The sequence below is a fragment of the Latilactobacillus parasakei genome (assembly GCF_049674265.1).
GTDB lineage: Bacteria > Bacillota > Bacilli > Lactobacillales > Lactobacillaceae > Latilactobacillus > Latilactobacillus sakei.
This window is the reverse complement of sequence record NZ_CP186861.1, coordinates 14,363-28,054: the sequence shown is the minus strand read 5'-3', so window position 1 is coordinate 28,054 and position 13,692 is coordinate 14,363. Positions and strand designations below refer to the sequence as shown.

The 13,692-nt window shown below is 41.1% G+C and carries 16 protein-coding genes; 6 read left to right on the top strand and 10 right to left on the bottom strand.

Annotated elements, in window-relative coordinates:
• From ACPBEH_RS00155 to ACPBEH_RS00145, 3 genes are all read right to left on the bottom strand, one after another.
• Positions 1-1,746, bottom strand: coding sequence for an ABC transporter ATP-binding protein (locus ACPBEH_RS00155; RefSeq protein WP_424349288.1), 1,746 nt, complete (start codon positions 1,744-1,746; stop codon positions 1-3).
• Between the two features lie 141 nt (positions 1,747-1,887).
• The gene (locus ACPBEH_RS00150) at positions 1,888-2,118 is read right to left on the bottom strand and encodes a YneF family protein (RefSeq protein WP_424349287.1); all 231 of its coding nucleotides are present in this window, start codon (positions 2,116-2,118) and stop codon (positions 1,888-1,890) included.
• 80 nt (positions 2,119-2,198) lie between these two features.
• Positions 2,199-2,441 carry a DUF896 domain-containing protein gene (locus ACPBEH_RS00145; RefSeq protein WP_424349286.1) on the bottom strand — a complete coding sequence of 81 codons (243 nt, stop codon included), beginning with the start codon at positions 2,439-2,441 and terminating at the stop codon, positions 2,199-2,201.
• A gap of 134 nt (positions 2,442-2,575) precedes the next feature.
• Here ACPBEH_RS00145 and lexA point away from each other — a divergent pair, with 134 nt between their 5' ends.
• The gene (lexA, locus tag ACPBEH_RS00140) at positions 2,576-3,190 is read left to right on the top strand and encodes a transcriptional repressor LexA (protein WP_424349285.1); all 615 of its coding nucleotides are present in this window, start codon (positions 2,576-2,578) and stop codon (positions 3,188-3,190) included.
• A gap of 169 nt (positions 3,191-3,359) precedes the next feature.
• Here lexA and ACPBEH_RS00135 read toward each other — a convergent pair whose 3' ends face one another.
• Both ACPBEH_RS00135 and recJ read right to left on the bottom strand, forming a co-directional pair.
• A complete protein-coding gene (locus tag ACPBEH_RS00135; protein ID WP_011374973.1) occupies positions 3,360-3,878 on the bottom strand; it encodes an adenine phosphoribosyltransferase in 519 nt (172 codons plus the stop codon).
• A gap of 23 nt (positions 3,879-3,901) precedes the next feature.
• Complete coding sequence (gene recJ, locus ACPBEH_RS00130; protein WP_424349284.1) at positions 3,902-6,214, bottom strand: single-stranded-DNA-specific exonuclease RecJ; 2,313 nt, start codon at positions 6,212-6,214, stop codon at positions 3,902-3,904.
• Between the two features lie 144 nt (positions 6,215-6,358).
• Between recJ and galE the strand changes: the two genes are divergently transcribed.
• From galE to ACPBEH_RS00115, 3 genes are all read left to right on the top strand, one after another.
• Entirely contained in the window at positions 6,359-7,351 is a 993-nt protein-coding gene (gene galE, locus ACPBEH_RS00125) for a UDP-glucose 4-epimerase GalE (RefSeq protein ID WP_011374975.1), read from the top strand.
• An 85-nt stretch (positions 7,352-7,436) separates the two neighbouring features.
• The gene (locus ACPBEH_RS00120) at positions 7,437-7,802 is read left to right on the top strand and encodes a DUF1304 domain-containing protein (protein WP_011374976.1); all 366 of its coding nucleotides are present in this window, start codon (positions 7,437-7,439) and stop codon (positions 7,800-7,802) included.
• 16 nt (positions 7,803-7,818) lie between these two features.
• The gene (locus tag ACPBEH_RS00115) at positions 7,819-8,145 is read left to right on the top strand and encodes a heavy metal-binding domain-containing protein (RefSeq protein WP_016265359.1); all 327 of its coding nucleotides are present in this window, start codon (positions 7,819-7,821) and stop codon (positions 8,143-8,145) included.
• A gap of 50 nt (positions 8,146-8,195) precedes the next feature.
• Here the strand turns inward: ACPBEH_RS00115 and ACPBEH_RS00110 are convergent, their stop codons facing one another.
• The 5 genes from ACPBEH_RS00110 to ACPBEH_RS00090 form a co-directional block, all read right to left on the bottom strand.
• Positions 8,196-10,025, bottom strand: coding sequence for a WxL domain-containing protein (locus ACPBEH_RS00110; protein ID WP_424349283.1), 1,830 nt, complete (start codon positions 10,023-10,025; stop codon positions 8,196-8,198).
• Entirely contained in the window at positions 10,012-10,407 is a 396-nt protein-coding gene (locus tag ACPBEH_RS00105) for an LPXTG cell wall anchor domain-containing protein (protein ID WP_424349282.1), read from the bottom strand. Before ACPBEH_RS00105 ends, ACPBEH_RS00110 begins: the two co-directional genes overlap by 14 nt.
• Entirely contained in the window at positions 10,397-11,440 is a 1,044-nt protein-coding gene (locus ACPBEH_RS00100; RefSeq protein WP_424349281.1) for a DUF916 and DUF3324 domain-containing protein, read from the bottom strand. The genes ACPBEH_RS00105 and ACPBEH_RS00100 overlap by 11 nt, the downstream gene beginning before the upstream one ends.
• Before the next feature lie 120 nt (positions 11,441-11,560).
• Positions 11,561-12,172: a WxL domain-containing protein gene (locus tag ACPBEH_RS00095; RefSeq protein ID WP_424349280.1), complete on the bottom strand. Its 612-nt coding sequence runs from the start codon at positions 12,170-12,172 to the stop codon at positions 11,561-11,563.
• 149 nt (positions 12,173-12,321) lie between these two features.
• Positions 12,322-12,831, bottom strand: a complete 510-nt coding sequence (locus ACPBEH_RS00090) for a DinB family protein (protein ID WP_424350076.1) — start codon at positions 12,829-12,831, stop codon at positions 12,322-12,324.
• Between the two features lie 146 nt (positions 12,832-12,977).
• On the opposite strand from ACPBEH_RS00090, the gene ACPBEH_RS00085 reads away from it, so the two are divergent.
• A complete protein-coding gene (locus ACPBEH_RS00085; RefSeq protein ID WP_424349279.1) occupies positions 12,978-13,172 on the top strand; it encodes a hypothetical protein in 195 nt (64 codons plus the stop codon).
• 286 nt (positions 13,173-13,458) lie between these two features.
• Positions 13,459-13,632 (top strand): hypothetical protein, encoded by a 174-nt coding sequence (locus tag ACPBEH_RS00080; protein WP_424349278.1) that lies wholly within the window; start codon positions 13,459-13,461, stop codon positions 13,630-13,632.
• The last annotated feature ends 60 nt before the right edge of the window (positions 13,633-13,692 follow it).

Here is a 13,692-nt window from a genome sequence, read left to right as displayed (position 1 = left end):
CTATTGGCCCCCCATCGCTTGATTTAATTGTTGTTTAACCCACATTTCAGCATACCACCCTTGTTGGGCTAATAAGCTGTCGTGCGTTCCGCGTTCGGCAATCGTCCCGTCATCCATGACAATAATCTCATCAGCGTGCATTACACTACTGAGTCGATTAGCGGTAATAATTGTCGTTTGATTTGCCCGTAGCGTCTTAAGATTCATTAAAATTGCTTCTTCAGTCTTCGCATCGACCGCGGACAATGAATCATCTAAAATTAAAATTTCAGGATCAGTCATTATTGCCCGGGAAATAGCAATTCGCTGTTTCTGTCCACCTGATAATGACACGCCACGTTCACCAACAACTGTGTCGTAGCCCTGTGCAAACGTTAAAATATCTTCATGAACCGCGCCAGAGCTAGCCGCTGCTTCAACGGCCTCTTGTTCTTTTTCAAAATCCGCAAACCGAATATTATCGCGAACATCTGTTGAAAATAAAAAGTTATCCTGTGGTACATAACCAATACTATCGAGTAATGCATCTAATGTGTAATCCCGAATATCGTTCTGGTTAATCTTAATTTGGCCCTGATATTGATCATATTCTCGTAACAGCAACTTGATCAAAGTACTTTTACCAGAACCAACCTTCCCGACAATTCCTAGTGTCTTTCCTTGTGGCAATTGGAAATGCACATTCGTTAAAGTTGGTGTTTGTTCTTCAGGATAGGCAAATTGTTGAATGGCATAGTCAATATCACCAGTTGCCAACGTTTGAATGGCATCTGGCTTTTCAATAATCGTGCTGGTTTCTTTTAATAATGATTCAACCCGATCATAACTAGCATTGCCACGTTCAAGCACATTGAATAAACGACCAATCGCAAACATTGGCCAAACCAAAGCTGCGATATAACTAATAAAAGCAATCAATTGACCAATTGTAATACTGTGGTTCATAACCAACGTTCCGCCATAGATAATCGTGACGAGGTATGTTAACCCAATGATCAAACTAATCGCTGGATCAAATAACCCATCGATAAAGTTGACGCGCTTGTTAATCGCAATTGTCTTCGTCACAATTTGGTCGAAATCATCGATATCCGCTTCTTCTTGACCAAACGTTTTTAAAACTTTGATCCCAGAAACACTCTCTTGCGTCTTATCATTTAATTTTGAAAAGGCTGCTTGTGATTCTCTAAAAGCGGTATGCAAATGCGTGCCTAAGCGCCCTGAAGCCACTGCTAATAATGGCATTGGAATCAGGGCCATTAATGTGAGCCGCCAATCGACAAAAATAATCATCGCGATGATGGTCGTCCCACCCGTAATAATCGAATCCGCAAAGGTTAAAATACCGGCGCCTGCAACTTGTTGAATCGCGGTTAAATCATTGGTCGCATGGGCCATCAAATCGCCAGTCCGGTGTTTCTGGAAGAAAGTTGTATCCATCTTCATAAAATGCCAGAACAAACGACTCCGCAATGTCCGTTCCAACTTGGCAGCGCCACCCCAGATACGAGTCCGCCAACCATAGCGAAAGAGATATTGTAAAATCGCGGCTGCTAATAAAACCCCAATCCACATTAATAAAACCGACGCCTTTAACTTTCGAGCGGCCATTAAATCAATTAACGTCCCAATCACTTTTGGTGGCACGATTTGTACAATTGCAACTAGAACTAAAAAAATAACCCCTAATATATAGCGGCGATATTCTTGTTTAAAATACCAGCCTAACTTCTTAAATATACCCATAAAATATCTCCGTCTTCAAAATTAGATAATCCTCATTATAGCAATCTTAGTTCAGTGGGACAATTATTTCTCTTCCAATAAAAAGAGGGTTCCATACAAAAATAAGTTTTTGTACGAAACGCCTCTTTAATTAAGTCATGTTTATTTTTTTCTACGTTTTTGTTGTGCTTTCATTGAGCTCATCATCTGGTTTAATTTCTTTTCAGATGGTTTTTGCCCCATTTGCATCATCATAGCTTTCAACATATCTTCATTAACTGGTGGATTTTCTTCGAAATATTTCTTCATGTAAGCACGTGCGCCGAAAAAGCCAGCAACTGCACCTAATAATGCCCCAATGACAAAAATTAATACGCCTATTCCAATATTCATATCTTATGCACCCCTTCCTCATTCAGTTCACTTAAATATTCTACACATTATTGCACTAAAAAGAAAGCGGAATTCCTAGATTAATCGTCACGTAAACCCTTTTCACGTTGGATGTCCTTCACTTTTTCAGGTGTGACTTCCTTACCATCTTTATCATAAACTTGTAGCATCTCAACTTGTGAACGGAAACTAGAACGGAAATCCTTCAAATAAGCGTCCCGTAGTTCTTGACGTTCCGTTGTTTCTTCAGGTGTTAACCCTTCTGCTTTTGCTTTATGTGCTAATTCGTTGATACGATCGAGTCGTTTTTGATCCATTGCCATCATCGGCCTCCAAATTTAAACTTTTATCCTATTTTGGACTAAAATGCTCAAAATGTCAAAAAATACGAACACTTGTTTGAAATCCACCTATAAATATGCTACTATATGCTTAATAGAACGAATGAGGTGCGCTTATGACTAAAACTGAATCCAAACAATTAGAGGTCTTACGTTTTATTCACGAACGTGTTCAAGACAAAGGTTACCCACCAACGGTCCGTGAGATTTGCGAAGCCGTTAATTTATCGTCCACTTCTACTGTCCATGGCCATTTAGCCCGACTTGAGAAGAAGGGCTTATTACAAAAGGATCCCACTAAGCCACGGGCGATCGAGTTAACGCCCGCTGGCTTAACGGCAATTGGGGCGACACCCCAGAAAATTCCAGTCTTAGGGGTGGTTACTGCCGGTGTGCCTATCTTAGCAGTTGAAGAAGCAACTGATTATTTCCCGCTTCCACCTAGTTTGCAAACCGAACAAGATTTGTTCATGCTAACAATTCGTGGTGAAAGTATGATTAACGCCGGTATCTTAGATGGCGACGAAGTCATCATTCGCAAGCAATCAACCGCCGATAATGGCAATATTGTCATTGCGATGACTGCCGAAGATGAAGCAACCTGCAAACGGTTCTTCAAAGAAGCAGATCACTATCGTCTCCAACCAGAAAACGATACGTTTGAACCAATCATTTTAAATGAAGTCAGCATTCTAGGGAAGGTCGTTGGCCTTTACCGCGATCGCATGTAATAAAAAAGAAGTTCGCTTAGGCGAACTTCTTTTTTTGTCTGTTTCTCTTTAACGTGCTTTCACCAACTGCTTTTTGCGCTTTGCTACATCAGTCAAATCACCGGCTTTGTCAGTAATCCGCCTGATTAGGTAAATGCTCAAAAGCAACCGTTGATGACGCACTTCTTTATTAATATTCCATTAATTTGAAAATATCATAGTCCTTAATCTTTTCGCGGCCGTTTAAGTCCTTCAATTCGATGAAGAAGGCTGTCCCAACGACGATGCCACCTAGTTCTTCAACCATTTTGATTGTTGCGGCAATTGTCCCACCGGTTGCTAATAAGTCATCTGTCACTAAGACTTTTTGGCCTGGTTTAACAGCATCCTTATGCATATACAACGTTGATTTACCGTATTCTAAACCATAGCTAGCTGAAACTGTTTCGCGTGGCAACTTACCCTTCTTACGAGCAGGTGCAAAACCGACACCTAATTTGTAAGCAACTGGGCAGCCAACGATAAAGCCCCGGGCTTCAGGGCCGACGATCATTTCAACGCCTTTGTTTTTAGCGTATTCAACAATTTTATCCGTTGCTGCTGCGTATGCTTCACCATCGGACATCAAAGGTGAGATATCACGAAAAGTAACGCCAGCTTCCGGAAAATCCGGAACACTTGCGACATAATCTTTAAAGTTGATTGACATATATAATTCGCTCCTTAACTCTTTTAGCGATTTGCTACTGCTGGGAGAGTTGCTAGCCAGTCTTTCACCTCGGTAAAGGTTGAATAAACAAGCTGTTTTTCCATTTCAATTTTAGCTAATCGTTTTTGATAACTTGGTGCACTTTCCAGTGCATGCTTTTCAGGTTGTAACTCGGCCATAATCAGACCACGTTCTATTCTAACAAATCCGAGGTCAAAAAACACCTGCAACATGAAAATCATTAGCGGTAATTGTAATTTTAAATACGCCGCTAATTCAGCTAACCGCGCTTTTTCGATATTTGGGTGCTTCCGTAAGTAGACTAAGAAAGTCGCAAACTGCTGTTTTGTCGGCATTCCTTCTAAGTAAGCAGAGTGTTTAGCATAAAAAATCAAGCTTAATTTAGCGGCCTGTTGTTGTTGATAAAATTGTTCAAAAGCAGTTAAATCAGCCGGTTCATCAACCACAATCAGCTCTTGGCTAGTAGCAACTTGTTCATCGGTCGCTAACAGCGCCTGACTCCCTGCCGGTAAATAAGACTGCAGTTGCTCGCGCATTTTATCATTGAAAAAGACGTAGTCGCCTGTTGATTGGAATAATTGTTTTGTCAGGCGATTACTGCGCTGATCAAGTATGACTTGCCCACTCGTGGCAAGGTCTTTTACCATTAATTGCAACGTCGTCTGGCCACGCCAAGTATTCTCACTCAAACTTCCGACTAATTTCACATCTTCAGCGGCAGTTAAATCGGGCATCAAAGCACCTTTATTGAAAGCTAAAACCGCTAATTGTTGTTGTTGATCAACCGCCATCATCTTCAAATGCTTCTGATCAGCACCAATTTGTTTGACATCGGCTAACTGGGGCGCACTAAGTTCAATCAACGGTTCTGGATTATCACTGCCAAAAGGTGCCAGTTGTTGTAATGCTTGGTATAAATCAGGCGTAATATCAGCCAAGGTCAGCGCCAAATCAACTGGTAATGGTTGGCGTCCCGTTAAATCTAACTGATTAACTTGCGCATACTCGTTCATTGCAGCTTGAATCAGCGCTAATTGATCAACCTTAACAGTCAAGCCAACTGCCATGTGATGGCCACCAAAATGAACCAATAATTCACGATGGGCATCTAACGCTTTAAATAAATGAAAAGCTGTCACACTACGGCCAGAGCCTTTAGCTAAACCAGTTTCCGGATCAATCGTCAAGACTAAGGTTGGTTTACCGGTCTGTTCAACAACGTGACTAGCTACAATCCCTAGAACCCCTTCGTGCCAACCTTCATGGGCAATAACTAAGGTTGCACTCGCTTGATTTTCCGTTGTTTCAGCAATTGTCATTGCCGTTGCTGTAATTTCTTGCACTAGCCCTTGGCGTTTTTTATTTTGTTGTTCAATAAACTGTGCCTGTTCAACTGCTTCTTCGTCATCAAGCGTCGTCAACAATTGCACACCAAGGGTCGCATCGCCTAAACGACCAATTGCGTTTAAACGGGGACCAATCCCAAAACCAATATTAGTGGCATCTAGTGTCGCTTGTTCTAAGCCGGCTGATTGACATAATGCAACCAAGCCTGGTCGATCAGTATTTTGTAATTGTTGTAAGCCCAAACTAACCAACGTTCGGTTTTCATCAACTAGGGGGACGATATCACAAACCGTCCCGATTGCGGCTAAATCTAATTTATCGTAAGGAATCTCTTCTAATAAAGCAGTCGCCACTTTAAACGCCACACCGACCCCACAGAGTTCGCCAAAAGGATATTGCCCTTCTGGATGTCTGGGATGCACAATCGCCACTGCGTTGGGTAATTCTGCTGGTAATTCATGGTGATCGGTCACGACCACGTCAACACCGTGTTCTTGCGCGTAAGCGATTGGTTCTAAGCCACTCACCCCGTTATCGACGGTCACAATTAATTGGGTGCCATTTTCAATCAAGCGTTTATAAGCTTCTAAATTAGGCCCGTAGCCATCCTTAAAACGATTAGGCACATAGACTTCAACATCGGCACCTAAGTCATCTAAGGTTTCCTTCATTAAAGTCGTACTAGTAATCCCGTCCGCGTCATAATCGCCATAAATCGTAATTTTTTCGCCGTTCACAATCGCTTCTTGAATTCGATCAATCGCCTTTTGCATATCATGCAAAGCGTATGGATCGTGAAGTTGACCGACATTGGGATTCATAAAATCATTGATCTGCTCTGCATCCCGCAAGCCACGTTGCCACAAAAGTTGGGCCGCAGCCTTGGGTAGCGGATTGTCTTTTGTAATTGTTTGTAATTCATCTTCAGTTGGTACTGGTTTTAATTGCCATTCATATTGTGCTTCCAAATTAATCCCTCACTACTTCCCAGTCATTAACTAAACCATTATAGCAAAATTTAGCACTTTTCGCCCAACTTCGCCTTTTGTTTAATCCGATAGATGCTATACTATTAAGAGTATACCTGTATTCTCAACTTAGGGGGAAATTCCATGTCAATTCTAGTTTTAGGGGGCGCCGGCTACATCGGTTCCCACACCGTTGATCAATTAATCCAACGCGGCTATGACGTCGCTGTTGTCGATAGCTTGGTAACGGGTCATCAAGGCGCCATCAATCAAAAAGCCCGTTTTTATCAAGGTGATATCCGCGATAAAGACTTCATGCGGACCGTTTTCCAACAAGAAGACGTGACTGGTGTCATTCATTTTGCCGCCTTTTCAATCGTGCCTGAATCAATGCAAGCACCACTTAAATACTTCGATAACAATACTTATGGGATGACTGCCTTATTAGAAGTCATGAATGAATTCGATGTTAAACGCATCGTCTTTTCTTCAACTGCCGCTACTTATGGCGAACCTAAATCAATTCCCATCAAGGAATCTGATCCACAATTACCAACCAACCCTTACGGCGAAAGTAAATTAATGATGGAAACCATGATGAAATGGGCTGACAAAGCTTACGGCATCAAGTTTGTTGCATTACGTTACTTCAACGTAGTTGGCGCTAAGCCAGACGGTTCAATCGGTGAAGATCACCATCCTGAAACCCATCTCTTACCAATCGTCTTGCAAGTTGCTGCTGGCAAACGTGATCAATTATCAATCTTTGGTGATGATTACGATACACCAGATGGTACGAACGTCCGTGATTACGTGCACGTTTTAGATTTAGCAGACGCCCACATCTTGGCCTTTGAATACCTTGCTGATGGTCATGACAGCAACGCCTTTAACTTGGGTTCATCAACTGGTTTTTCAAACATGGAAATCGTTGAAGCTGCTCGTAAAGTAACTGGCAAAGCGATTCCACTTGAAATGGCCCCTCGTCGCGCCGGCGATCCAAGTACCTTGATTGCCGCTAGTGACAAAGCCCGCGAAACACTCGGCTGGGCACCCAAATATGATAATATGGAAGCAATTATTGAAACCGCATGGAATTGGCATTTAAACCATCCTAACGGCTACGCTGATCGCTAAACTAAATTAAAGCAGTTCAAACCCTAATAACGGTTTTGAACTGCTTTATTTGTTATAATAAAAATGGAACTTAAGGAGGTTCATCATGTCTTTATTCATCACAATTTTAACGAGTTTAATCGCCATCGAACATCTCGGCATTATGGGACTCGAAATGTTCGCTAACGATCAAACAAAAGCCAAGGCCTTCGATATGCCACTTGATTTCGTTCGGCTGCCCAACACCAAAGTCGCCCTTGCTAATCAGGGGATTTATAATGGGATGCTTGGTGTCTTAATCATCGCCGTCAATTGCTTGTTGACCGGTGCCGCTTTAAAAACCGTCTTAGCATTATTAATGTTATACATCTTCATCGTTGCCCTTTATGGCACTTTTACCGCAACGAAAAAGATTTTCTTCTTACAAGGCTTACCAGCACTGATTACATTGTTACTAATTTTAATCTTTTAAAAAAGGAGTTTTCATAATGACTAATCAAATTTTAATCACTACGACCGAAACAATTCCGGGCAAGCAATATGAAGTACTTGGTGAAGTTTTCGGTCTCACAACTCAATCTAAGAATGTTTTCAAAAATATCGGTGCCTCACTTAAAAACGTGGTTGGTGGCGAAATTAGAGCCTATACCGAAATGATGACCGAATCTCGCGATGTCGCAATCGACCGCCTGCGCCAAAACGCCATTGAGATGGGCGCTGATGCTGTTGTGATGATGCGCTTTGACTCTGGTTCAATTGGAACGGACATGCAATCAGTCGCTGCCTACGGGACAGCCGTTAAATATATCGACTAATTAAAAAGCCTCGTAATTGGTTTAACAATCAATTACGAGGCTTTTTTTAGTTATGCTGCTGGTACTTCAGGCTGCGTATTATTTAATGTCCAAGTAATATCACTGGAAAAAGTTTCACCAGCTTCAATTTGGAGGTCTGAATTGGCAGCCATCAATAAGTTACCCGTTACTTGCCAAGCGTTTGATAACTTGGTCGATGCAATCGTTGTTTCACTACTATTATCAACCAATCCTAAATTAGTTCCGCCTGGTAGACCACTCATATTAACCGTCGTTGTATTCAATCGATGGCCAGCTTTAGATGCCATTTTAGTCATCTTTGCTGTTAGTTTCCAACCCGGATTAACTCTAGTATCGGTAATTTTCAACGTATCACTAACTTTATATGGCTGATTCTGCGTACTTGTCCCCGCATAAACATCTTTCGCTAAAACATTACCAAATCTAAAATTAGGCACTTGATCCAATGTTAACTTGCCTAATGATGGCTGAACTTGTAATTCGGCCTTATTAGAGACGACGACGACCTTTTCTGTTTTTTTACTTGATTCTTCTTCAGAATCAACGCTCGTCGTTAGTGTTAGCTGCGCTTGATAACTCTTACCACTGGCAGTCGCAGCTGCGGCCTGTTTCATAAACAGACTATCCTTAGCAAACGTTAACGGTTGTGCCGTATTTAAGTCAGCCAGATCATTAATATCACCGCTATTATTTGTCACGCCACTATTTGTTGGTAACTCGACCGTTCTACCAGTACTATCCATAAAACGCCATTCATAATGCCAAGCACTCGTTGCGCCGGTTGCTTTAACTAAGTCACTTAGGCCCCCTACAGACCAACTACCACCGGCATCCATTGCCCGATTATAGGCTGGTAAACCACCAACATAAACACTCTTATTAGCCGCTACATTGCCAGCTGCCACCTTAAAGTTAGCGGGAATCCCCGGTACTTTAGGATCACGATTGACTTGGTTAACGTAATAAGAATCCGGTATATATTGTTTGTCGCTACCAACTTCACCATTACCGGCCATTAGCGATGTTTTCCGGCCATTATTTGGTGTAAATTTCAAAAGATCTTCAGCACTGGCTGCTTGCCAAGTAATATCATCGGTCGAATCGACAGGGTCAATAATCGCTTTAGCGCCATAATCGACATCTGAATAGATGACTTTAGGTGTACCGTCAGCATTATCCGTATCGGCATTAATCGATTTAGCCGGTTTCGGTTCTGGCGTAATCCCAACCTTCGCTAAATCAGAATAGAAAGTCTTATTAAAAGGCCAGATACCGTCAGAAAAACTAAATTGATAATAATACGTCCCGACACCTAAATTACCCGACTTGTTTAAAGCGTAGTCATCAATATCTAAAAAGCCTAATGAGCCCATGATTAAAGACAAACCAGTCTTTGCTTTAGGTTGCTTTTTATCCTCAACCCAGTTATTCTGACTGGCGTCCCAGTGCCAACGACGAACAGTAATATCTTTTCCTAAGCCATTACCCAAATTGGTTAGAATGCTCATCCCTGAGAACTTAGCCCTATCAATATCTTGCAGCGCAAAATAATCTTCTTCTTGCGGCTGACGGCTAAACCCTCGTCTAAAAATTGTTAGTAAGAAACTCCACCCATCTTTTGAAGGCTTATCCGCATTACTAGGTGTGCCAACTGGTTCAGTACTGCGACTGGTTGGTGCTTGCTCACTCGTAGCTGACTCCTGTGGACTTGCATCAACTGATTCTACTTTTTTACTATCACTAATACTAGTTGTTGGTTCCGGTGCTGCTGCCCAAACCTGACCCGGTACGTTAATTAAACTACCGCTGAACATCATTGCCGCCAACCCAACATAAATTAGGCGCTTAATTTGCATCATAGTCCGTCCCCTTCGTATTAGTTTGTTGGCGATACCAGCCAAGTACCAATAGAATCATCGCACTACCAACCAAACTTAATAACGTACCCTTCATAGCACCCGTTTGCGGTAAACGACCAGTGGTATTTCGAGAGCCGCTCGCCGTATAATGAATTTCTTGACCATTTTCTGGTATTGTTGGTTGCGCAACACCGCCGTCTTGACTATGGTCCCCAGGTGGCGTTGGTCGTTTTTGATCAATATGCACCGCAAAACTAACTGTGCTTTGGCCGCCATCAATTCGATTAGCCTGTACTGGCCGCACCATTATTACTAATAAAAACACTAGCAATGTTACTGCAATCATTAAAACATCCCTACGTTCTGATAATCTACTCGTCATGTTCCCCGACACCCCTTTTTCGACCGATTAAATAGGCAACTAACGCAATCACTAATAATAACAAAATCCCTAGGGAACCCCATAACCACCAATTAATCCCTGTTTTTTCTGGATTGATTAGTGTTTTATTGACTTGTTCACGGTTAGCGCCGTCAACTGTAAAGTGTTGTTTTAAATTAAAGGTTTTCTTACCCGACACCATTTTGACATGATAAGTATATTGGCCTTTGGGTAAAATTTTATTATTCGTCTCAATTGCATAGTTAAATGTTGAGCGCGGCGCCATTGCTAATTTTTCAGCATTCTTTTGATATAATTTTTTGGTTTGATTCTTCTTTGTAATCCAGGCATGCATCTTAATTTGACCAAACATTGTCGGTTCATGGTTGGCAATTTGGCCAACCACTTGCGGCACCCCGCTGTCTGAAACCTGCTTAGTATTCGTTAGCATTAACTTGGGCGAGATTTTTCGATTAAAATCTTGTGTCATCACGATTGGAATCGTCATCGCAAAGCTGTTTTTAATGCCAAAGCCCTTCTTTTGCGATTCGTTATTCGACGTTCGCTTTACATAAACACTACCAAGAATCGTTCCTCTAAAACCCTTTTTAGGTACTTTAACGTTAAAGGTCACTTTTTTTGACGCGCCTGGCGCTAACGTCAAGCTTTGTTTGCGGACCTCTTTTGAGACCAAATCAGGTAACAATGGTGCTTTTGTTTTGACCATTTTTTGATGCGTCGGTGTATAGTCAATACTGCCGCTATTTGAGGTTGAGGCGGCTACAAGCTGTGCATTAAAATTATTTGTTTTCTTCATATTTAAATTTTGTACGTTGACGGTAATCGGATAGGTTTGCCCTTTTTCGGCTTTAATTGCAAAATAACCCAAACTAGCATCCGTTTGTCCTAACCCATATTCAGGTGTTACGGTAAATTCAGCACCTTCAGCATGCACCGATTGCGCAAAACTACCAATCCCCACCAATAAACACATTAAACCTAACATTGTGATTAATACTTTCTTTTTAAACAACTTCGTAGCCTCCTATAAAAATAAGGGGTGGACAAATCACTTTGCCTGCCCCTTATCCAACACATCATTCACTTGATTGACGATGACGATCACTAGCGCCAATGACTCATTATTTCTAGATTAAGCTTCTGGTGCAACTGGGGCTGTTGATGATAAGTTCCAGTTAATTGTTGTTGAGAAAGCTTCATCTTTTGCTAAATTAGCAGCTGGGTTAGCTGCCATTGTCAATTTACTATCAGCAGCTGCCATGTTGAATGTATCAACACCATGGGCACCGTTACCTTTAACAACTTCAACAGCACTTGCATCATCTTTAATAGCAGTTGCTAAGTCTTCACCTAATGAACCAGTAGAAGCTAAGTTCAATGTTGATCCTTTTAATTGATTATCTTTATCGGCAAATTGGCCCATATCAGCTGTTAATGTCCAGTCCGAAGCGCCTAAACGTGTATCAGACACTTCTAAAGTACCATCTGCTTGCGCTTTTTTATCATTAAACCCAGCATAAATATCACTAGCTTCAATTGTGCCAAAGTTAAAACTTGGTACTGATTTTAAAACTAAAGTACCATTTTCAGGATCTGTTGGGTTAGTTGGATCTTTAGCAACAACCGTAAAGTCTGCTTTTGATGTTTGTGGTGTTACCGCATCAGCTGATGCTGAACTGATTGTCATTGCGGCTGGTGCCACCAATGCTGCTACTGCTACTACTGAGAATAATTTAGTCTTCATGAGTTAATTCCTCCAAATATCAATAATTAATTACATTTAATATAATAGCATGCAATCTATCTTCCAAATAACAAAAAAGAGATACCAAATGGTATCCCTTTCTTGTTATTAAATTATCTTTTTTTGAAACTAATGCACGGCATTGCGCTTTATTTACCAATCACCAATCTTCTTGTATACACCGCTTGACCTGAATGCATCACAGCGTCATCAATAACCGAAACTAACCGCGCACCGCGTGTCACTGCCGGCGTCCAATTATCATCAATCACTTCCTCTAAGCTTTCTAGAGAAACATCTTGGAGATAAGCTTGTGTTAACTTAACAGCTGCTGCCAAATAATCAATTAGAAGTTGCCGATCAGAGACGACTACCTTGGCCGCTTCTTCAGGACTATGTTGCCAATCTTGCGTATCATCTGGTAACGCTAACCCAAAACGGCCTGTCCAATTAGCACTGAGCCACAATGGTGTTTGTCCCTTTAAATCTGAAATCTGATAGTCTAATTCCCGTGCCGTATGCCAAATGAGCCATGTTACTGATTTGATAAGCGGATTAGGCATCGTATTAGCCTCCTCCAATGTCATCTGTTCTAAAGCTTCTAACAGACGTTCTTGGGCGCGAGCCACCGTTTCAATCGATAATTGCATTGCTTCCATCATAGTTTCCTCCAAATTCACTAAGCTGTGGTCATTATAGCATGCTTGACTCAGCAATACCGCCATCAACCATCGCCACCTATTCTCGCAGCATCACTTTTTTGATATACTACTTTGTAAGGTCAACATATCAAAGGAGTAACCGCATGTCATCAGCACAACAAATTATCCTATTATTTATCTTCTTTTGTTCAGCAGTCGCTGTTCTTGGCTCATCCGTAATGAGTTTCATCGCCTTTTATAAACATAACGCGACCCTCAGAAAAAGCGCCAGCGTCACTTTCTGGATCAGTATCATTATCCTCGTTATCTTTCTAAAACTAATCGATATGTATCAATAACAAAAAGGCCTCCGATCATGATCGGAGGCCTTTTGCTATTTATTTACCTTTTTTATCTTCTTCGTTCATCTTAAGGATCGACATAAAGGCTTCTAATAGACAGTAGAAATTTCATCATTCCTCACCGACCCTCACTTATTCTCACAAGCATTTGCTACTATTGCGTTTGTCGGTAGTTTTTATTCCCTATCATTTCCACTGTATTTCAGTGTATCTTATCAAAATTTATCCAAAGTTGGCAAAATGTTGGCAATGTCTTTTGTATCTTAATTATGAGGTGAATAAAATGAAATGTTTAATGATAAAACGCTTAGATTTAATGATTGAATTACAAGATTCTACTATTAATATAGTAGGCAATAAAAATCTAGAATTGAAATTTATAGAAGCCAGCTTAGCAGAATTTTGGTTTAATAGTTTGGTAACTCAAGTTGAATCGCTACAAGATTTTCTACTATAATAAATGATTTTAAAGTAGAAGAATAAGCCTAATCCCAATTTAAAAGGGATTAGGCTTATT

Bases quoted from the DNA above. Each gene is read 5' to 3' on its own strand.
- ACPBEH_RS00155 (WP_424349288.1), bottom strand. From the start codon at position 1,746: ATGGGTATATTTAAGAAGTTAGGCTGGTATTTTAAACAAGAATATCGC.
- ACPBEH_RS00150 (WP_424349287.1), bottom strand. From the start codon at position 2,118: ATGAATATTGGAATAGGCGTATTAATTTTTGTCATTGGGGCATTATTA.
- ACPBEH_RS00145 (WP_424349286.1), bottom strand. From the start codon at position 2,441: ATGGCAATGGATCAAAAACGACTCGATCGTATCAACGAATTAGCACAT.
- lexA (WP_424349285.1), top strand. From the start codon at position 2,576: ATGACTAAAACTGAATCCAAACAATTAGAGGTCTTACGTTTTATTCAC.
- ACPBEH_RS00135 (WP_011374973.1), bottom strand. From the start codon at position 3,878: ATGTCAATCAACTTTAAAGATTATGTCGCAAGTGTTCCGGATTTTCCG.
- galE (WP_011374975.1), top strand. From the start codon at position 6,359: ATGTCAATTCTAGTTTTAGGGGGCGCCGGCTACATCGGTTCCCACACC.
- ACPBEH_RS00120 (WP_011374976.1), top strand. From the start codon at position 7,437: ATGTCTTTATTCATCACAATTTTAACGAGTTTAATCGCCATCGAACAT.
- ACPBEH_RS00115 (WP_016265359.1), top strand. From the start codon at position 7,819: ATGACTAATCAAATTTTAATCACTACGACCGAAACAATTCCGGGCAAG.
- ACPBEH_RS00110 (WP_424349283.1), bottom strand. From the start codon at position 10,025: ATGATGCAAATTAAGCGCCTAATTTATGTTGGGTTGGCGGCAATGATG.
- ACPBEH_RS00105 (WP_424349282.1), bottom strand. From the start codon at position 10,407: ATGACGAGTAGATTATCAGAACGTAGGGATGTTTTAATGATTGCAGTA.
- ACPBEH_RS00095 (WP_424349280.1), bottom strand. From the start codon at position 12,172: ATGAAGACTAAATTATTCTCAGTAGTAGCAGTAGCAGCATTGGTGGCA.
- ACPBEH_RS00090 (WP_424350076.1), bottom strand. From the start codon at position 12,831: ATGGAAGCAATGCAATTATCGATTGAAACGGTGGCTCGCGCCCAAGAA.
- ACPBEH_RS00085 (WP_424349279.1), top strand. From the start codon at position 12,978: ATGTCATCAGCACAACAAATTATCCTATTATTTATCTTCTTTTGTTCA.
- ACPBEH_RS00080 (WP_424349278.1), top strand. From the start codon at position 13,459: ATGAAATGTTTAATGATAAAACGCTTAGATTTAATGATTGAATTACAA.